At 71.9% G+C, this 18,672-nt stretch carries 18 protein-coding genes and 2 pseudogenes; 6 read left to right on the top strand and 14 right to left on the bottom strand.

Features of this window, described 5'->3' with window-relative positions; genetic code table 11:
* Positions 1–53 precede the first annotated feature (53 nt).
* The 3 genes from ACIRB4_RS15775 to ACIRB4_RS15765 are packed head-to-tail and all read right to left on the bottom strand — an operon-like array spanning position 54 to position 2,198.
* Positions 54–440, bottom strand: coding sequence for a (2Fe-2S) ferredoxin domain-containing protein (locus tag ACIRB4_RS15775; protein WP_403291569.1), 387 nt, complete (start codon positions 438–440; stop codon positions 54–56).
* Positions 437–958 carry an isochorismatase family protein gene (locus tag ACIRB4_RS15770; RefSeq protein WP_403291568.1) on the bottom strand — a complete coding sequence of 174 codons (522 nt, stop codon included), beginning with the start codon at positions 956–958 and terminating at the stop codon, positions 437–439. The genes ACIRB4_RS15775 and ACIRB4_RS15770 overlap by 4 nt, the downstream gene beginning before the upstream one ends.
* A gap of 28 nt (positions 959–986) precedes the next feature.
* A complete protein-coding gene (locus ACIRB4_RS15765; protein WP_403291567.1) occupies positions 987–2,198 on the bottom strand; it encodes a bile acid:sodium symporter family protein in 1,212 nt (403 codons plus the stop codon).
* A gap of 162 nt (positions 2,199–2,360) precedes the next feature.
* Here ACIRB4_RS15765 and ACIRB4_RS15760 point away from each other — a divergent pair, with 162 nt between their 5' ends.
* From ACIRB4_RS15760 to ACIRB4_RS15750, 3 genes are all read left to right on the top strand, one after another.
* Entirely contained in the window at positions 2,361–3,227 is an 867-nt protein-coding gene (locus ACIRB4_RS15760; protein ID WP_403291566.1) for a LysR substrate-binding domain-containing protein, read from the top strand.
* A 266-nt stretch (positions 3,228–3,493) separates the two neighbouring features.
* Positions 3,494–5,323, top strand: coding sequence for an AMP-dependent synthetase/ligase (locus tag ACIRB4_RS15755; RefSeq protein ID WP_403291564.1), 1,830 nt, complete (start codon positions 3,494–3,496; stop codon positions 5,321–5,323).
* Positions 5,324–5,472: 149 nt separating this feature from the next.
* Positions 5,473–6,267, top strand: a complete 795-nt coding sequence (locus tag ACIRB4_RS15750; RefSeq protein WP_403291853.1) for an aldo/keto reductase — start codon at positions 5,473–5,475, stop codon at positions 6,265–6,267.
* A 39-nt stretch (positions 6,268–6,306) separates the two neighbouring features.
* Here the strand turns inward: ACIRB4_RS15750 and ACIRB4_RS15745 are convergent, their stop codons facing one another.
* Entirely contained in the window at positions 6,307–7,332 is a 1,026-nt protein-coding gene (locus ACIRB4_RS15745; RefSeq protein ID WP_403291562.1) for an NADP-dependent oxidoreductase, read from the bottom strand.
* Between the two features lie 113 nt (positions 7,333–7,445).
* Here ACIRB4_RS15745 and ACIRB4_RS15740 point away from each other — a divergent pair, with 113 nt between their 5' ends.
* Complete coding sequence (locus ACIRB4_RS15740; protein ID WP_403291560.1) at positions 7,446–8,450, top strand: GlxA family transcriptional regulator; 1,005 nt, start codon at positions 7,446–7,448, stop codon at positions 8,448–8,450.
* Between the two features lie 32 nt (positions 8,451–8,482).
* Here the strand turns inward: ACIRB4_RS15740 and ACIRB4_RS15735 are convergent, their stop codons facing one another.
* The 4 genes and pseudogenes from ACIRB4_RS15735 to ACIRB4_RS15720 all read right to left on the bottom strand — a co-directional run bounded on the left by ACIRB4_RS15735 (position 8,483) and on the right by ACIRB4_RS15720 (position 10,457).
* A complete protein-coding gene (locus tag ACIRB4_RS15735) occupies positions 8,483–9,358 on the bottom strand; it encodes a class I SAM-dependent methyltransferase (protein ID WP_403291558.1) in 876 nt (291 codons plus the stop codon).
* Between the two features lie 61 nt (positions 9,359–9,419).
* Positions 9,420–9,515: pseudogene (locus ACIRB4_RS15730) on the bottom strand (AraC family transcriptional regulator); the annotation flags it as partial.
* A gap of 311 nt (positions 9,516–9,826) precedes the next feature.
* Complete coding sequence (locus ACIRB4_RS15725; RefSeq protein ID WP_403291557.1) at positions 9,827–10,033, bottom strand: hypothetical protein; 207 nt, start codon at positions 10,031–10,033, stop codon at positions 9,827–9,829.
* A gap of 118 nt (positions 10,034–10,151) precedes the next feature.
* Complete coding sequence (locus ACIRB4_RS15720) at positions 10,152–10,457, bottom strand: 4a-hydroxytetrahydrobiopterin dehydratase (RefSeq protein ID WP_403291555.1); 306 nt, start codon at positions 10,455–10,457, stop codon at positions 10,152–10,154.
* A 91-nt stretch (positions 10,458–10,548) separates the two neighbouring features.
* On the opposite strand from ACIRB4_RS15720, the gene ACIRB4_RS15715 reads away from it, so the two are divergent.
* The gene (locus ACIRB4_RS15715; RefSeq protein WP_403291553.1) at positions 10,549–11,373 is read left to right on the top strand and encodes a helix-turn-helix domain-containing protein; all 825 of its coding nucleotides are present in this window, start codon (positions 10,549–10,551) and stop codon (positions 11,371–11,373) included.
* A 2-nt stretch (positions 11,374–11,375) separates the two neighbouring features.
* Here the strand turns inward: ACIRB4_RS15715 and ACIRB4_RS15710 are convergent, their stop codons facing one another.
* From ACIRB4_RS15710 to ACIRB4_RS15700, 3 genes are all read right to left on the bottom strand, one after another.
* Positions 11,376–11,789, bottom strand: a complete 414-nt coding sequence (locus tag ACIRB4_RS15710; RefSeq protein WP_403291552.1) for a hypothetical protein — start codon at positions 11,787–11,789, stop codon at positions 11,376–11,378.
* A 141-nt stretch (positions 11,790–11,930) separates the two neighbouring features.
* Positions 11,931–12,383: a hypothetical protein gene (locus ACIRB4_RS15705; protein WP_403291550.1), complete on the bottom strand. Its 453-nt coding sequence runs from the start codon at positions 12,381–12,383 to the stop codon at positions 11,931–11,933.
* Positions 12,384–12,439: 56 nt separating this feature from the next.
* The gene (locus tag ACIRB4_RS15700; protein WP_403291549.1) at positions 12,440–13,720 is read right to left on the bottom strand and encodes a hypothetical protein; all 1,281 of its coding nucleotides are present in this window, start codon (positions 13,718–13,720) and stop codon (positions 12,440–12,442) included.
* A 99-nt stretch (positions 13,721–13,819) separates the two neighbouring features.
* On the opposite strand from ACIRB4_RS15700, the gene ACIRB4_RS15695 reads away from it, so the two are divergent.
* On the top strand, positions 13,820–15,004 hold the full coding sequence (locus tag ACIRB4_RS15695) for a phosphatidylserine/phosphatidylglycerophosphate/cardiolipin synthase family protein (protein WP_403291547.1): 1,185 nt from the start codon (positions 13,820–13,822) through the stop codon (positions 15,002–15,004).
* A 73-nt stretch (positions 15,005–15,077) separates the two neighbouring features.
* Here ACIRB4_RS15695 and ACIRB4_RS15690 read toward each other — a convergent pair whose 3' ends face one another.
* The 3 genes and pseudogenes from ACIRB4_RS15690 to ACIRB4_RS15680 form a co-directional block, all read right to left on the bottom strand.
* Entirely contained in the window at positions 15,078–16,799 is a 1,722-nt protein-coding gene (locus ACIRB4_RS15690; RefSeq protein ID WP_403291546.1) for an acyl-CoA dehydrogenase family protein, read from the bottom strand.
* Between the two features lie 149 nt (positions 16,800–16,948).
* Complete coding sequence (locus ACIRB4_RS15685; RefSeq protein WP_403291544.1) at positions 16,949–17,518, bottom strand: PadR family transcriptional regulator; 570 nt, start codon at positions 17,516–17,518, stop codon at positions 16,949–16,951.
* 88 nt (positions 17,519–17,606) lie between these two features.
* A pseudogene (locus ACIRB4_RS15680) lies at positions 17,607–18,607 on the bottom strand (glutathione S-transferase family protein).
* Between the last annotated feature and the right edge of the window lie 65 nt (positions 18,608–18,672).

Here is an 18,672-nt window from a genome sequence, read left to right as displayed (position 1 = left end):
CCGCCCGGGCCGGCCCGGCGGCCGCTGCTGCCGCCCCCTTGCGGTCGGTACGGCTACTGGTTCTTCGGCGGGTCGATCATCTGGAGGGTGAGCGTGGCGGGCGGTTCGGCGAGGCCGGGGCCGCCCGCGGCCGTCCAGGCGAGGATGTCGTCGAGGCAGTCGTCGTCCGCCGTCCAGCCGATCCAGGCGGCCCGGCCGCCCCGGCGGCGGCCCTCGGTGGAGGGCTGGACCACGACGACGTTGGCCTGCGCGCACGGGCCGAGGCAGTCGCTGGTACGGACGGCCAGCCGGCCGCCGGAGGCCGCGGCGGCCGCGCGGAGCCGGGCGAGCTGGCCGGCGTGGTCGATGCCGGGGTTCTTGCGGGCGTCACCGCAGCAGCAGCCCCGGCAGACGACCAGGGAGCAGGGGCGGGCGCCGTAACGTATCGGCACCCGGTTCACGCGGCACCGCCCAGGGTGATCTCCGCGGCCTGGGCGACCGTGCCGAGGCGGGGGAAGTCGAGGGCGACGGAGGCGTGGTGCTCGTCGGCGGTGAAGGCCGTCATGGCGTCCTCGGCGAAGACGAGGTCGTAGCCCAGGTCGCAGGCGGCGCGCGCGGTCGACTCGACGCCGAGATTGGTGGCGATGCCGCCGAACACCAGGGTGGTGACGGAGCGCCCGGCCAGCAGCTCGTGGAGTCCGGTGTCCTGGAATCCGCCGATGGTGCGCTTGACGACGACCGGGTCTCCGTCGTGGACGGGGCCGGGGACGAGGTCGCTGCCGGGCGGCTGGGTGTCGATGTGGGGGCGCTCCACCCTGATGTGGACGACGGGGGCGCCGGCGGCCCGGAAGGTCGCAGCCAGCCGGGTCGCGGCGGCGACGACGTCGGTTCCGGGGCGGGGGGCGAGGGGCAGCGCGACGATGCGTTCCATCAGGTCGACGAGGACGAGCGCGGTGCGGCCGGGATCGAGTGCGGGCATGGGAGCACGGTAGCCGCCCCGTTGATCATCAGGGGCGGGGGCCGGTGGTGATCCGGCCATCCCGGGTGGTGCGGGCGGGCCCGGGGTGCCCGGTGGCGCCGGACGACTCGGGGTCCCCGGTGCCGCCGGACGACTCGTTGGCCCGGTCGGTCGCGGACCGCTCCGGGTCCAGGTCGGTGGCGGAGGGCTGGGGGCTGAGGGCGACGGACCGTTCGGCGTCCCCCGTGGCGGCGGACGACTCGTCGGCCCGGTCGGTCGCGGACCGCTCCGGGTCCCGCGCGCGGCGCTTGGCGATGACCGCGCAGACGATCAGCTGCATCTGGTGGAAGAGCATCAGCGGCAGCACCGCGAGCGATGCCTGCGCCCCGAACAGCACACTCGCCATGGGAAGCCCGGCCGCCAGGCTCTTCTTCGAACCGGCGAACTGGATCGCGATCCGGTCCTCGCGTCCGAAGCCGAGCCGCTTCGCGCCGTGCCAGCTCAGCCCCAGCATCACCGCGAGCAGCACGGCCTCCACCGCGAGCAGCAGCGCGAGCCGCGCCGGGGTGACCTGCTGCCAGATGCCCGCGACCATGCCCAGGCTGAAGGCCGTGTAGACGACGAGCAGGATCGAGCCCCGGTCGACCCGGCCGAGCACCTTCTTGTGGCGGACCAGGAGCCCGCCCAGCCAGGGGCGCAGCAGCTGGCCGGCCACGAACGGCACGAGCAGCTGGAGCACGATTCTCAGGAGCGCGTCGGCGGAGAGGCCCCCCGTGCCGCCGCCGAGCAGCGCGGCCGCGAGCAGCGGCGTCAGCACGATCCCGGCGAGGGAGGAGAAGGAGCCCGCGCAGATCGCGGCGGGCACGTTGCCGCGGGCGATCGAGGTGAACGCGATCGAGGACTGGATCGTGGAGGGCACCAGGCAGAGGAAGAGGAACCCGCTGTACAGCGCGGGCGTGAGCACCGTCGGAACGAGCCCCTTCGCCGCCAGGCCGAGAAGCGGGAAGGCCAGGAAGGTGCAGGCGAGGACGGTGAGGTGGAGTCGCCAGTGCCGCAGCCCTTCGAGGGCCTCGCGGGTGGAGAGCCGGGCGCCGTAGAGGAGGAAGAGCAGGGCGATGGCGGCCGTGGAGGCGCCGTTCGCGACATCGGCCGCCGTGCCCGAGGCCGGGAACAGCGCCGCGAGGCCGACCGTGCCGAGGAGCGCCAGGATGTACGGGTCGATCGGCAGCCAGGACGGCAGAAGGGTCGTACGGCTGCTCATGTGCTCCACTGCTGCTCTCGGACGGGGGCGGTGTGCTCTCGGACGGGGGTCGTGTGCGCTCGGACGGCGGTCGTGTCCTCCCCATCCTGCTCCCGGGCTCGGAGATCGGGAATCCCGTACAGCGCTCTGACTGTCATCACGTTCCGCGATAGCCTCGGGCTCGTGTACGACCCGTCCCAGCTCCGTACGTTTCTCGCGGTCGCCCAGACACTGAGTTTCACGCAGGCCGCGCGCCGGCTCGGGCTGCGCCAGTCGACCGTGAGCCAGCACGTGCGACGCCTTGAGGATGCCACCGGCCGTCCGCTGTTCTCCCGGGACACGCACAGCGTCGAGCTGACGGAGGACGGTGAGGCGATGCTCGGCTTCGCCCGCACGATCCTGCAGGCGCACGAGCGGGCGGCGGCCTTCTTCACCGGGACGCGACTGCGGGGGCGGCTGCGCTTCGGCGCCTCGGAGGACTTCGTGGTGACCCGGTTGCCGGAGATCCTCCAGTCCTTCCGGAGCGAGCACCCAGAGGTGGATCTGGAGCTGACGGTCGGGCTGTCGGGCACCCTGAACGCCCGGCTGGAAGCGGGGCGGCTGGATCTGATCCTCGCCAAGCGGCGCGCCGACGAGAGCGGGGGCGAGCTGGTCTGGCAGGACACGCTGGTCTGGATCGGCTCGCCGCAGCTGCGCCTCGACCCGGACCGGCCGGTCCCGCTGATCGTCTTCCCGCCGCCCGGCATCACCCGGGCGCGGGCGCTGGAGGCCCTGGAGGCGCAGGGGCGGGCGTGGCGGATCGCCTGTACGAGCACGAGTCTGAGCGGCAACATCGCGGCGGCGCGGGCGGGGCTCGGCGTGATGGCCCACACCCGTGGGCTGGTCCCGCCGGAGCTGAGCCGGGTGCCCGCGCGGGCCGGGCTGCCGGAGCTCGGCGAGGTCGACTTCGTGCTGCGCAAGGGGCGGCGGCGGGGGGCGGCCCAGGAGGCGGCGGACGCCTTGGCCGCGGCGATCCTGGCGGGTGGCGACCGGCTTCACCGGCCGCGCTGAAGACGCGGCTCCGCTTGTGCCCGTGGCAACAAGCAGCGCGCGCCCGTGATCGGTCCGTACAGATTCCGTGGAGATTCCCGGTCCGCCTGCTTACCCGTCAGTCAGTAACGGGCGGCACACCTCCGCCGCATGCTCCCCTTTCCAGGCCTGACCTGTGCGTATGCCCCATGTCCCGACTTGGTGAACCCACTCCCTCCGCCCTGTCGAGTGGGGTACCGTCACCCGCGCCGTACGGAGCGCGACAACGAGCGGTCGAGGAGCAGTCTTTGCGCGAGTTCACCGTGCCGCCCGTCGAGGCGGCGCCTCAGATCGGCGGCCTGGCGGACGCCGTGTTCGACCGCGCCGAGCAGACTCCGGCCCACGTCGCCTTCGGCCGCAAGGACGCGTGGGGGCAGTGGCGGGACGTGACCTCCGCGCAGTTCAGGGACGAGGTGCTCGCCCTCGCCAAAGGTCTGATCGCGCACGGTGTGCGGTTCGGCGACCGGGTCGCCATCATGGCCAGGACCCGCTACGAATGGACGCTCTTCGACTTCGCGCTGTGGACCCTGGGGGCGCAGCCCGTGCCGATCTACCCCACGTCCTCCGCCGACCAGGTCTACTGGATGCTCCACGACGCCGAGGTCACGGCGTGCGTGGTGGAGCACGAGGACCATGCGATGACCATCGGATCGGTGGTCGACCGGCTGCCGCGGCTCCAGCGGCTGTGGCAGCTGGACGCCGGCCGGGGCGCGGTCGCGGAGCTGGTCGAGGCGGGGGCGGCGATCGACGAGGACGTGGTGCACCGGCACCGGCGGGCGGTGACACCGGAGTCCATCGCCACGATCATCTACACCTCGGGCACCACCGGCCGCCCCAAGGGCTGCGTGATCACGCACTCCCACTTCATGTTCGAGACCGACATGCTGGTCGGCCGCTGGGAGCCGGTGTTCCACTCCAAGCCGGGGGACGAGGCGTCGACGCTGCTCTTCCTGCCCCTCGCCCATGTGTTCGGGCGGATGGTGGAGGTCGCGGCGGTGCGGACCGGGGTGAAGCTGGGTCATCAGCCGGCCCTCACGGCGTCCGCGCTGCTGCCCGACCTGGCGTCGTTCCGGCCGACGTTCATCCTGGCGGTCCCGTACGTCTTCGAGAAGGTGTTCCAGGCGGCCCGTCGCAAGGCGGAGGGCGACGGAAAGGCGGGCCCCTTCGAGAAGGCCGTGGAGGTGGCGGTCGCGTACGCCGAGGCTCTGGAGCACAAGGCGTTCGGGCTGGGTCCCGGGCCCTCGGCGGCGCTGCGGGTGCGGCACCAGTTCTTCGAGAAGGTCGTGTACGGGAAGGTCCGCGAGGCCATGGGCGGGCGGGTCCGGCACGCGATGTCGGGCGGTTCGGCGATGGACCGCCGGCTGGGGCTGTTCTTCGAGGGCGCGGGGGTGACGGTCTTCGAGGGGTACGGCCTCACCGAGTCCTCGGCGGCGGCCACCGCCAACCCGCCCGGGCGTGTGAAGTACGGCACGGTCGGCCAGCCGATCCCGGGGACGACGGTGCACATCGCGGAGGACGGGGAGGTGTGGCTGCACGGCGGCCAGATCTTCTCCGGGTATCTGAACGATCCGGAGGCCACCGCCGCCGTACTCAACGACGGCTGGCTGGCCACGGGGGATCTGGGGGCGCTCGACGAGGACGGCTATCTGACGATCACCGGGCGGAAGAAGGAGATCCTGGTGACGTCGAACGGCAAGAGCGTCTCGCCGACCGCTCTGGAGGAGCGGGTGCGAGCCCATCCGCTGATCGCCCAGTGCATCGTGGTGGGCAACGACCGGCCGTACATCGCGGCGCTGGTGACGGTGGATCAGGAGGCCGTCGAGCACTGGCTGGCGATGCAGGGGCGGATGCCGCTGCCACCGGCCGAGCTGGTGCGGGACCCGAGCCTGGAGACGGAGATCCGGCGGGCGGTGGTGGCGGCCAACACCCTGGTCTCGCAGGCCGAGTCGATCCGTACGTTCCGGATCCTGGCGCACCCGTTCAGCGAGGAGCACGGCCTGCTCACCCCGTCGCTGAAGCTGAAGCGCAGGGCGATCGAGAAGGCGTACGCGGCGGAGGTCGAGGCCCTGTACGGCTGATCCCCGGTCGACGCGCCGGGCGGTCGTGCGGAATGCGATCCGGTCCCCGATCGTTGACCCTGGGAGTACCACCCCGACGACGTTAGGATCGACCGCACGTGAGCACGGACAACAAGGTCCCTTCCCTCACCCTGAACAACGGCGTGCAGATGCCCCAGCTCGGCTTCGGCGTCTGGCAGGTGCCGGACGACGAGGCGGCGACGGCGGTGACCACGGCCCTGGAGGCCGGCTACCGCTCCATCGACACGGCCGCTATCTACGAGAACGAGACGGGCACCGGCCGGGCCGTCGCCGGTTCGGGGATCCCGCGCGACGAGCTGTTCGTCACCACCAAGCTGTGGAACACCGAGCAGGGTTACGACTCGACCCTGCGCGCCTTCGACGCCTCGCTCGACAGGCTGGGCCTCGACTACGTCGACCTGTACCTGATCCACTGGCCGGTCCCGGCCAAGGACGCCTATGTCGACACGTACAGGGCGATCGAGAAGATCCAGGCCGACGGCCGAGCCCGGGCCATCGGTGTCTCGAACTTCCTCCCCGAGCACCTGGAGCGGCTGATCGGGGAGACCTCGGTCGTGCCCGCCGTGAACCAGATCGAGCTCCACCCGCATCTGCAGCAGCGGGCCTCCCGGGCTGCGCACGCCGCGCACGGCATCGCGACCGAGGCGTGGTCGCCGCTGGGGCAGGGCAAGGGCCTCCTGGAGGTTCCGGCGATCGTCGCGATCGCCCAGAAGCACGGCCGCACCCCGGCCCAGGTGGTGCTGCGCTGGCATCTGCAGATCGGAAACGTGGTCATTCCCAAGTCGGTGACCCCGTCCCGTATCCGGGAGAACATCGACGTGTTCGGCTTCGTCCTGGACGACGAGGACATGGCCGCGATCGCCGTCCTCGACGAGGAGCGGCGCCTCGGCCCGAACCCCGCCGAGTTCAACCTCGGCGCCTGAGCCGCGCCGCGTCAGCGGGCGAAGCGGGTGCCGGCTCGGCTACGGCCGCCCGGCACCCGCTTCCCCGTGCTGGGCGGCCCCGCCCGCCGATGGCTCGGGTCGCGTTCGGACGACGGTGAGGACGATCTTTCCGCGCGTGCGGCCCGACTCCCCCAGCTCGTGCGCCTTCGCCGCCTCCGCCAGCGGCAGCACCGTGTCGACCTCGGGGCGAAGCCGTCCCGTCTCCACCAGCTCCACCAGGCCGAGCAGGCCGGCGTAGTCCGGCTCGACGAGGGTGAAGCCGGTGCGGATGCCGCGCTCCGTCACCGGCGGAACGGCGTCGGGCGACGGCAGTGTCACCAGCGTGCCGCCGTCGCGGAGCACCCGCAGCGAGCGGGTGCCGTAGTCGCCGCCGTAGCAGTCGAGGACGATGTCCACGTCCCGTACGACCTCGGCGAAGTCGGTCGTCGTGTAGTCGAGCGGCTCATCGACGCCCAACGCGCGCAGGAAGCCGTGCTTGGCGGCGCTGGCCGTGCCGATGACGTACGCGCCGCGGGCCTTGGCGATCTGGACGGCGAGGTGGCCGACGCCGCCCGCCGCCGCGTGGACCAGGACCCGCTGCCCGGCGCGGAGTTCGGCGGTCCCTGTCAGCGCCTGCCAGGCGGTGAGCCCGGCCAGCGGCAGCGCCGCGGCCTCGACGTGGGAGAGGGCGGCGGGCTTGCGGGCGAAGTGGCGGGCCGGGCCGGTGACGTACTCGCCGTAACCGCCCGCCTGGCGCGGGAACGCGGGCATGCCGAAGACCTCGTCACCGGGCGCGTAGAGGGTGACGCCGAGTCCGACGGCCTCGACGACGCCGGAGACGTCGTAGCCCAGGACCGGGGTCTCGTCCCACATACCGAAGCCGCCGGTGGCGCGGGACTTCCAGTCGACCGGATTGAGACCGGCCGCGTGGACGCGGACGAGGATCTCGGTCGGGCCGGGTGCGGGGCGGGCCACGCGGGCCTCGGCGAGGACCTCGGGACCGCCCCACTGGGTGGCGGTGACCGCGCGCATGGTGGCCGGGGCGGCGGTGGGCATGTCGTTCATGAGGGGGTGCTCCTGTGCGAGGGATGCCGGTGCGTTCCCGGCATCGACCAGCCTCGGGGAGATGGCACCGCTCTCGTACTGGCCAGCAGGCCATGATGTGACAGAATCCGGCCATGCCGCCGCCTTCCGTCCCGCCGCCTCACCGGGTCGCCGTCCTCGCCCTGGACGGTGTGATCCCCTTCGAGCTGGGGATCGCGTCCCGGATCTTCGGCTCCGCCCTCACCGAGGACGGCTCGCCCCTCTACGACGTGCGCGTCTGCGCGCTCGACGGCGGCCCGGTCCGCACGTCCGACGGCTTCTCGATCACCGCCGCGCACGGCCCGGAGATCCTCGCGGAGGCCGGCACCGTCGTCGTTCCGCCGACGCACGAGCTGCGCATACGCGCGGAGGACGGCTCGCTGGGCGCCGAGCTGACGTCGGCGCTCGAGCGGATCGGGCCCGGTGCGCGGACCGTCTCCATCTGCACGGGCGCGTACGCCCTCGCCGCCGCCGGTCTGCTCGACGGCCGGCGCGCCACCACCCACTGGAACGAGGCCGCCCATTTCCGGTCGCTCTTCCCGCGCGTCCGGCTCGACGAGAACGTCCTGTTCGTGGACGACGGTGACGTACTGACCTCGGCGGGGGCGGCGGCCGGGGTCGACCTCTGCCTTCACCTGGTGCGGCGGGACCACGGCAGCGCCACGGCCAACCAGGTCGCCCGGCGCTGTGTCGTCCCGCCGTGGCGGGACGGGGGGCAGGCGCAGTACATCGAGCGGCCCGTCCCCGGGCCGTCCTCGGCCACCACCGCGCCGACCCGCGCCTGGGCTCTGCGGCGCCTGGACCGGCCGCTGCCCCTGGCCGAGCTCGCGGCGCACGCCGGGATGAGCGTACGGACCTTCACCCGCCGCTTCCGCGACGAGGCGGGGACGACACCGGGGCAGTGGCTGACCGCCCAACGGGTCGAGCTCGCCAAGCAGTTGCTGGAGACCAGCGACCTGACGGTGGATCACATCGCGGACCGGACCGGCTTCGGCAGCGGCAATTCGCTGCGCCAGCACATGCGCGCCCTGGTCGGGATCTCCCCGGCCGCCTACCGGCGCGCCTTCCACAGGACGACGGACGAGGAGTACGCGCGGTGAGCGGTTCGCCGGCCTGACCCGAACGACAGACCCTAGCCCTTGCGCGCCGTGTGGATCGTGCGGGCGGTGAGCCGGAACAGGTCGTCGCGGTGGTGCAGGGACAGCGGCTCGGAGGGGTCGAGGAGCCGGTCCAGGGCCTTCCGGTCGTCGGCCGCGAGGTGGTCGTCGTCGACGCTGCGCTGACGCTCGAAGTGGACGAGGATCTGCTCCCGGACGACCGGGGAGACAGGGGCGGGGGTGTCGGCCAGGAAGGTGCGGGTGCCGGCCGGGGTCAGGCCGGCGGCGGTGAGGAGGGCGCGCCAGTCGTCGATCTCGTCCGTGGAGTCGGGCAGCTCCGCCCGCATCCGGCCGAACCGATCGGCGTTCAGCGCGTCGAGCCGGGCCTCCAGGCCCGGGCGGCCGATGCCCTGGTTCCACGGCAGGTGACGGCCGGGCAGTCCGCCCTCGACGAGGACCATGAGGCCGCCGGGACGCAGCCGGGCGGCGAAGGAGGCGAGCGCGGCCCGCTGGTCGCCGATGTGGTGCAGGGAGTTGCCGGCCCAGATGAGGTCCGCCTCACCCAACCGGTCGATGTCCTGGGGGAGTTCGGCGAGCAGGGTGGAGACGCGGTGGCCGAGCCGGCGGGACTCGGCGCGGGCCGCCGCACGCTCCAGGAGCTGCGGGGTGCCGTCGACGGCGACGGCCTCGGCGTCCGGGAAGGCCTCCGCGAGGAGCGTGGTGATGACGCCCGGCCCGCTGCCCACGTCCAGGATCCGGCGGACGCCGACCGGCGGGACGAGGGTGCCGAGCCAGCGGGCCGCCTCGGTGTAGAGGGGGCTTTCGACCTCGGCCTGGCGCTCCAGGAGCGTCGCCATCTCGGCCCAGTCGGGAGAGGTGCTGTCGTGGTGGTGGTGAGAGTGTCGGCTCATGACGACAGCGTGCGGCGAAGCGGCTGGAAACGCGAGAATTGTTGCCGTTCCGGCAAAGAATTCACCCCGTTCCTCGGTGCTCGCGCGGGCTGACTCCCCGTACCCGCCGGAAGGAGGCGCTGAGCGCGAAAGCGCTGCTGTAGCCGACCTGGCGAGCGGGCGGCGCGTGGCCGAGCGCCTCGCATCGCGCGGCGCGACCGTGCGGGCCGGGCCCGTGAGCTCGCCGTGGCGCAGGGCGGGGCGGCTGACGCTGCTGTCCGGCCGCGGCGGGCCGGAGGCGGTCCGGGCCGAGGAGGCGCTGCGTGCCTCGGGCGCCGAGTTGGCCGTCGTACACGCCGCGTTCTTCGCCCAGAACGTCAGCGAGGGCGCCCTGGCCGAGGGGGTCGCGGCGGGCACGCTCGCGTCCCCGGCGGGCGCGATGCCCGAGCCGTTCATCGACGTGGATGTCGAGACATTGGTCCAGGACGGTCACGCGGGCCTGGTGCACGAGGTGACCGGCCCTCGGCTGCTGACGTTCGCGGAGGCGGCGGCGGAGATCTCCGGCGCGTCGGGCCGGGAGGGGCGTACGTCCCGATGGGCGAGGACGCGTACGCGGCGCTGCTCGCGGAGTTCGGGCTCCCGGAGCCCGAGGCGCGCCGGCTGTCGGCGCTCTTCACGGTGCTGTTCGACGGCCAACAACGCGTCGGTGACGGACGGGGTGAAGCGCGTCCTGCCGCGACCCGCGCGACTTCACCGCCTTCGCGGCGGGGGCGGCCTGGAGCGCCTGACCGGTGTGTGGCGACGCCACGGGCCGTCAGTCGGCCCCGTGGGTCGGCGCGATCGCCTGCACGCGCTCGGCCAGCTCGAAGTCCTTCTCGGTCACCGCGCCTCCGGCGGAGTGCGTCTGCACGGAGACGGCGACGGTGTTGTAGCCGAGCGTCAGGTCGGAGTGGTGGTCGAGTTCCTGCTGGATCTGGGCCACATGGACGACCATGGCGGTGGCCGCGAAGTGGTCGCCGAGGCGGTAGGTGCGGGTGATCCGGTCGTCCGTCAGGGACCAGCCGGGGAGCTCTCGCAGCCGGTCCTCGATCTCCTTCTGCGACAGCGGCTCTGTGGGCATGTCCGTACTCCCTCCGGTCGGGGTTGCTGACGGTGACGATACGGTCCCGGGGACTCGATACCCGGGCCGACACCTGCGTTACCGTCTGACCATGACAACTCTCGCGACCGACACGGGCGTAGGACCGCTTCTGCGGGGCTGGCGCGAGCAGAGGCGGCTGAGCCAGTTGGAGCTCGCGCTGAGGGCCGATTCCTCGGCCCGGCACATCTCGTTCATCGAGACGGGCCGTTCCCGGCCGAGCGAGGAGATGATCCTGCGTCTCGCCGACCATCTGGAGGTGCCGGTACGGGAGCGCAACGCGCTGCTGCTCGCGGCGGGTTACGCCCCCCGGTTCACGGAGTCGGCGCTCGACGGGCCGCGCCTGGAGACGCTGCGGGAGGGGATCGGCCGGCTGCTCGCGGGCTACGACCCGTATCCGGCGCTCGTGGTGGACGGCTCGTACACGGTGGTGGCGGCCAATCAGGGCATCGGGCTGCTGATGGCCGGGCTTCCGGAGCACCTGCTGACCCCGCCGATGAACGCGATGCGGATCACGCTCCACCCGGAGGGTCTCGCCCCGCGGATCCGGAACCTGCGGGAGTGGCGGGGGCATCTGCTGGACCAGATGGAGCGGCAGATCGGCCTGGCCCGCTCGGAGGCGCTGCGCACCCTGTACGAGGAGGTGGCGGCGTACCCGCTGCCGGAGGGGGCCGGGGACCCGGAGGACCGGGAGGACCCGGAGCCGTACCCGTACTTCGCGCTGCCGATGCGGATCGAGCACGACGGGCGGGTGCTGTCGTTCGTGTCGTCGATCTCGACGTTCAACACGCCGATGGACGTGACGGTCGCCGAGCTGGCCATCGAGACGTTCCTCCCGGCCGACCCGGAGACGGTCGCGTATCTGCGGTCGCTGCCGGCGCCGGGGCCTACGCGGTAGCCCTACGCCGCGGACCGCAGGGCCGACCACTGCAGTGCGGCGAAGCCGGCGACGGTGGCGGCCTGCAACGGGGTCCACACCACCCCCGCGGTGGTGGGCTCCAGCCAGGTGAAGAGGGCGACGACGCTGAGCACGGCCCAGATGATGTTGGCGTCGACGACGAGTTTCACGCCGAGGGCCGGGGGCTGCCGGCGGCTCGCCAGCCAGGCGACGCCCGCGGCGAACGCGGTGAGGAAGAGGCCGAGTCCGAGCAGGAGCGCCGAGTCGACTCCGAGCAGCTCCCCCAGCGGCTGGGAGGCGGCGAGATAGGCGAGGCCGTTGGCGCCGGTGACCGCGGCGTCGAGGGCGAGGAAGCGGCGCACCATGGAGTGCGGGCGGGTGGTGCGGGAGAGACCGGCGAGCAGGGCCTGGGACATGACGGATCACCCTCCGTGGGATGCGTTCGCGCTGGTGGTGGTGGCGCCGGAGCTCGGGCGGAGTGCGCCGCCCGAGCTCCGGTGGACACCACGATGCCGCCCCAGGCGGCGGGGGTCGATGACGTCCCAGGTAATGGGGTCTCAGCGCCAGATGGTCTGGACGGAGTCGAGCTGGACCCAGGTGATCGGGTTGCCGGTGTTGGCGCCGAAGATGGTCACCGAGCCTGCGGGGCTGATCTCGAAGCGGCAGGCGTTGATGCCCTGGGAGTTGTTGCGGGGCGCGGCGGCGCGCGTGTACCAGGTCGGGGTGAGGCCGGCCGGGAGCGTCGCCACCTTGGTGTCGGTGGTGAGGTTGCAGCTGAAGACGCCGCGGGCCTGGAGGTAGGTGGTGCCGGCGAGGGTGAGGATGCGGACCTGCGGGGTGGCGCCGGTCTGCGGGGTGATGCCGGGCTCAAGCACGAGGTCGGCCCACTCACCTGCCTCCACACCCCCGGTGGCGGCGGCCGCCGGGGCGGCGGTGGCCAGGCCTCCCACGGTCAGGGCGGCGGGCAGGGCGAGAGCGGCACCGAGAAGGCTGCGGCGGTTCTGCGACATGGTGGATCGACTCCTTGACAAGGCGTGAGAAGACAGGGGAGAGAAGAGGCTGGGGGTCAGCGCCAGACGGCGCTGAAACTGTCCAGCTGTGCCCAGGTGATGACGTTGTCGCCGGTGCCGCCGTAGACCCGCAGCTGCCGGTCCGTGCTCGCCTCGACGCGGGCGACGCACACACCGCCGGTGTTGTTACGGGGCACGGGGGCGCGCGCGGTCATGGTCGGGGTGAGCGTGTCCGGCAGCGTGGCGATGACGGTTCCCGTGGCGAAGGAGCCCTTGACACCGCCGCTGAGCTGGAGCGTCGTCGTACCGGCGAGGGAGATCAACCGGCCCTGGGGAGCGTTCTGGTCGGCGGTGACACCGGCGGCCAGGGTGAGCGGCTGCCAGTCCGTGAGCACCTTCACGCCGTCGACCTCCGGCGCCCCGGAGAGGAACATGATGGTGCAGGTGCGCGGGCCCTCCAGCTCTCCGGCGAAGCCGAAGTAGAGGTGCGGCACGCCGTCGCGCAGCGCGACGGTCATGCCCTCGGGCTCACGGAAGGCGAGCCCGGGCGCTGCCACGCAGAGCCGCTGTTCCAGGATGGCGCCGGTGCTCCAGGCGACGGCGGTCAGATAGGTGTTGCCCGGCGGCGGGTTCTGGGGGTGGTGGACGGGGTCGATGGGCATGCCCGAGAGCATGTACAGGACGCCGTCGTGGGAGGTGTAGCCCTGGAACCAGCCGTTCTGGTCGGGGTGCGGGATGCGCTGGATCGGTTCCCACACGCCGGCCGACGCCTTGGCCAGGTCGTACCGCTCGAAGTAGCTCTTGTCCCCGACGGTGAAGCGGACCACGAGCTCGTCGGCGCCGCGGTCGATCGTGCAGGTGACGAACTCCGCGCCGGGCGCGGGCCGGTAGGGGGTGGCGTGCAGCGGGGAGCCGTGGTCCAGGACGGTGCCCGAGCGGAACTCGAAGTGGGTGACCGCCGTTCCGAACCCCTGCTTCTTGCTGTTGGGCTGGGACGCGGTCTCGGTCCACAGATGGACGACCCCGGCCCGGTTCTCCACGCCGATGGCGACGCCGTGCCCGAAGCCGCGCAGGTACATGTGCCCGGTGATCGTGCCGGACCGGTTCAGCCGGGTGACGCACAGGTCGCCGTGCTCGTTGCGAACGGCGTAACTGAGCGGCTCGCTCTCGCCGGGCAGCTGGATCCCACCCCCCATCAGCTGGGTGACGAAGATGTCGCCCGACACGGGGTCGAAGCCGAACGACTGCATGACCGTGCCGTTCTTCAGCGGGCGCCGGTGGAGCAGTTTGCCCACCGGTCCCGCGAGGTCTATCCGTCCTTCGATGGTGACGCTCAACGCTGCCGCTCCTCGGTGTACTTCCGGCGTTTTCCGCCGAGAGAGGCGCAGTCTGTCAAACGGGCCACCGGCGGTCCATGGCAGGCTCATGCCACCCTCATGCCATCCACCAGCCGAGGAGGAATCATCCGCCAGCGCTCCTGGGCGACCGTGTCGGTCGCCCTCGCCCTCCTGTTCACCGCGATCGCGCCCGCCGCCGGCTCCACCGCCGCTGAGGCTCCGCCGGTCGTCACCGGAGCCGTCTTCAACAACCCGAAGGGGACGGTGGCCGAACAGAACGCGGTCAAGGACCACATCATCGGGGCGATCGACAGCACCCAGGGCGGACGCACGCTGCGGGCCGCCCTCTACGTCATGCAGGACCAGGACTACGCCGACGCCCTCGTGGCGGCGCACCGCCGGGGCGTCAACGTGCGTGTCGTCCTGGACCACAAGTCCGTCGAGGCTCCGAACCCGGCGCCCGCGCAGAGCCTCATCAACGCTCTCGGCACCGACAGGACCCAGCCCTCCTGGGTCCGGGTCTGCACCAGCGGCGGCGCGTGCATCGCGACGGGCGGCACGAACCCGATCAACCACAACAAGTTCTTCACCTTCTCCCGGGTCGGTGACGCGGGAGTCGCCGAGGACGTGGTGATCCAGAGCTCCGCCAACCAGACGGCCTCGGCCACCACCCGGCAGTGGAACAACGCGTACACCGTCGTCGGCAACACCGCCCTGTACACGGCGTACACCGGCTACTTCAACGATCTCGCCGCCATGAGCAAGACGAGCGACTACTACCGGCAGGGCGAGGCCGGCGACGCCAAGTACTACTTCTTCCCGCAGCGGAGCGGGGACATCGTGCTCGGGTTCCTCGACAACGTCATCTGCACCGGGAACACGACCGTCGGCACGGCCTCCCACAAGACCATCGTGAGGATCGCCGCCTGGGCCCTGCACCGGGACGCGATCGCCGCCAAACTGCGCTCCCTCGCCGACCAGAGCTGCTGGATCGAGGTCGTCTACAAGGACTCCAACGACCTCGCGACCCTGCAGGGGCATCCCAGGATCAAGCCCTACCACCTCGACGCCGATGGCTACTTCGTCCACTCGAAGTACCTGCTCGTCGAGGGCAACTACGCGGGCCACAGGGACACGAAGTGGACCTTCACCGGCTCGCACAACCTGGACGTCTCGTCCCTGCGCGAGAACGACGAGGCCCTCATCCGCGTGGCGGGGGCGGCGGCGCACGACGCGTACAAGGCGAACTTCCTGGCCATGCGGGCCGGAGCCGTCCTGCGGTAGCCCCCGCCCCCAGGCCCCGGCCCTTCAGCGGCCGGGGCCTGGGTCATGACCTGGGACGGCGGTCACACGACGGTCACTGCCCCATTTCGTACGCCCCGGCGAGCGCCTCGACGCGCTCCCACACGCGGCCCGAGCGGGCCTCGTCGACGACGGGGCGGCGGACCGCGTCCAGGGCCCAGCGCTGCTGCTCGGCGGTGGCGGAGTCCTTGCCGTGGAGCTCGACGGCGTGCGCGGAGAAGTCGCGTACGAGGACGGCGAACAGCTCGTCCAGGACGTCCGCGTCCAGTCCGGTCAGACGCGCCTGCTCCAGGATCAGCTGGCCGTGGACGACGAGCGCGAAGAGCTGGCCGACCGCGAGGAGCAGGTCGAGGTCCCGGCTCTGCTCCTCGTCGGGCGCGGCCGTGGTGACGAACTCGCACAGGGCGTCCGCCTGCTCGCGGAAGCGGCTGACGTTGGGGATCTCGGCGTACGCGTCGTAGGCGGGGCGCCAGTCGTGGAAGCGTACGGAGCCCAGGCCGCGGGCCGGTCCCTGCTGGAAGAGGAAGGTGTCGTCGGCCGCGTCGAGCCGGGTGGGCACGGGCGCGTACTCGGCCGGGTTCAGCAGGTGGTTGCGCATGAACTTCAGGATGAGCGCGAGGTTGACGTGGACCGTGCCCTCCAGCTTGGGCAGTCCCCGGATCTCGATCGCGGCCTGTGCGAAGTAGTTGTCCTTCTCGAACCCCTTGGCCGCGATGACGTCCCACATCAGGTCGATGACCTTCTCGCCCTCCGTGGTCACCTTCATCTTCGTCATCGGGTTGAAGAGGAGGTAGCGACGGTCGTCGGGGCCGGCGGAGCGGAAGTAGTCGACGGCGCGGTCGCTGAACAGCTTCATGCCGACGAGGCGGACGTAGGCGTCGGTCAGCTCGCGGCGCACGTGCGGGAAGGCGGTGACGGGCCGGCCGTAGAGGATCCGCTGGTGCGCGTGGGTGACGGCCTCGTACATCGCGTGCTCGCAGATGCCGATCGAGGCGGTGCAGAGGTTGAACTTGCCGACGTTGACGGTGTTGAGCGCGGCGTCGAAGGCGGCGCGGCCCGTGTGCAGGACGTCCTCCGGCCCCACGGGGTAGTCCTCCAGCCGGAACTCGCTGACGTACTTGGAGGAGTCGACGACGTTCTTCACCAGGTGGTAGGCCTCGTGGCGGCTGTCGGCGGCGAAGAAGACGTACCCGTCCGGTCCTTCGACGTCGGTGCGGCGGCCGAAGACGGAGACGAGTCCGGCGGCGTTGCCGTTGCCGATGTAGTACTTGGAGCCGGTGGCACGGAAACCGCCCTGGCCGTCGGGCTCCAGAAGCATGTCGGTGGAGTAGATGTCGGCGCCGTGGGCCTTCTCGGAGAGGCCGAAGGCGAACACCTCGCCCTGCGAGAGGAGATCGGCGGCGCGGGCGCGGGCGGCGGCGTTGTCGCTCTGCCACACCGGCCCCAGGCCGAGGATGGTCACCTGCCAGGCGTACCAGTAGTCGAGCCCGTAGAAGCCGAAGATCTCGTTCAGGGCCGCGATCCGGGCGGTGTCCCAGCGCTTGTCGCCCGCTTCGCCGGCGGCGGAGGCGGGGGTGAGGAAGGTCGCGAACAGCCCTTCCTTGGCGGCGAAGGCCAGGAAGTCACCCAGCCAGGCACGGGAACGGTAGTCCTCGATCAGCCGGCGCTTGCCGCGGTCCTCGAACCAGTCGACGGTGGCGCGCAGCAGCCGGCGGGTCTCGGGGTCGAAGTGCGCCGGGTCGTAGGTACGAGGGTTGAACAGCAGCGGGTCGGTCATGGTGGTCCGCCTTTCCGGCGTCGGGTCGTCGCGTTCGAAATCAGTCAGGTCGAATCGGCTCGAATCGAGTCGGTCCGAGTCGGGACCGAGTCGGGTCGGGCAGGCTTCGAGGAGTGCGGGAGATTGCGCGGGGCGGCCCCCCGGCCGGCTCATCGCTCGGGCGGGCCGAGCCGTCGGAGCGTGGCCAGGACGTCGTCGAGCCAGGTGAGCATCATCCGCTCGTACGCGATGCCGCCGCGCAGCACCACGTGCTGGAGCTCCCGTCCCGCGTCGGGCGTCCCGGTGTGCGCCGGGGCGTGCGCTCCCGTGAAGTCCCGCAGCTCTCCGGCGAGATACCGGGCGAGCCGGTCGGTGTGCGCCTGCTGGTGCCGCTCGACCTCGCGGATCAGCGCGGCCGGGTCGTCGAAAGCCGCGCCGCGGATCTTCACGGCGAGGTCGTGGCGGACGCTCTCGGGTTCGATCGGCTCGTGCAGCCACTGGGACAGGGCGTCCCGCCCGAGGGGGGCGACGGAGTACTCCTTCTTGTCCGGGCGGCCCTGCTGCGGCACCTCCCGGACGTCCACCCAGCCCTCGGCCTCCATGCGCTTGAGCACGCGGTAGATCTGCTGGTGGGTGGCGGTCCAGAAGTAGCCGATGGACCGCTCGAACCGCCGGGCCAGCTCATAGCCGGAGCCCGGCTTCTCCAGCAGCGACACGAGGATCGCGTGTTCGAGTGCCATGCCCCGATCTTCGTATGCAACGAGTTGCATACACAAGCGGCGCGGCCCGCGATGAGACGCGACTCACGCCGGTGTGCGGAGGCGACGCTCAGTCGTGCGGCGGTGTGTGGTCCGGCGGTACCTCTTCCCCGGCCGCGGGCGGACCGGGCGGGGTGCCGTCGCGAAGGGCCGGCCGCCCAGCGCCGCGCGGCCGTGTGGGGTGAGCCAGCCCGACAGGTCCGGTCCCGCCGGGACGATCCCGGTCGGGTTGATGTCCCGGTGGACCAGGTGGTAGTGCCGCTTGATGTGGTCGAAGTCGACCGTGTCACCGAATCCGGGAGTCTGGAAGAGGTCCCGCGCGTAGGCCCACAGGACCGGCATCTCGGCCAGCTTCTGCCGGTTGCACTTGAAGTGACCGTGGTAGACGGCGTCGAAGCGGACGAGCGTGGTGAAGAGTCGTACGTCCGCCTCGGTGATCGTGTCGCCGACGAGGTACCGGGAGGTCTCGAGCCGCTCCGAGAGCCGGTCGAGACGGTCGAAGAGGCGGGTGAACGCCTCGGTGTACGCCTCCTGGGACCCGGCGAACCCCGCGCGGTAGACGCCGTTGTTCACGTCCCGGTAGACCGCCTCGTTCACCGCGTCGATCTCGGCGCGCAGCGCTTCCGGGTAGAGCGCCGGAGCCCCTTCGCGGTGGTACGCCCGCCACTGCGTCGACAGGTCGAGGGTGATCTGCGCGAAGTCGTTGGTCACCACCTTCCCGGTCGGCACGTCGACGATCGCCGGCACCGTGACGCCCCGGTCGTAGCCGGGGTCGCGGGCGAGGTAGGCGTCCTGGAGCCGCTCGATGCCGAGCACGCTGTCACGGCCGCCAGGGTCCAGGTCGAACGTCCAGCTGCGCTCGTCGTGCGTCGGGCCCGCGACGGCCATGGACAGAGCGTCCTCAAGCCCGAGGAGCCGCCGCACGATGACCGCCCGGCCGGCCCAGGGGCAGGCCCGGCTGACCACCAGGCGGTAGCGCCCCGGCTCCACGGGGAAGCCGTCCCGCCCGTCGGCGGTGATCCGGGTGGTGATGTAGCGGCTGTCACGGGAGTACGCCCCGCCGGGGTTCACATAGCTCACATCATGGCCCTACCCCCGCAGGCCCCTGCCGACTCGGTTGCCCCTCGATCACCACC

This window comes from Streptomyces sp. NPDC093600, assembly GCF_044764755.1.
In the GTDB taxonomy this organism is placed as follows: Bacteria; Actinomycetota; Actinomycetes; order Streptomycetales; family Streptomycetaceae; genus Streptomyces.
Note: the sequence above shows the minus strand (reverse complement) of the source record. Positions and strands in the feature narration are given on the sequence as shown.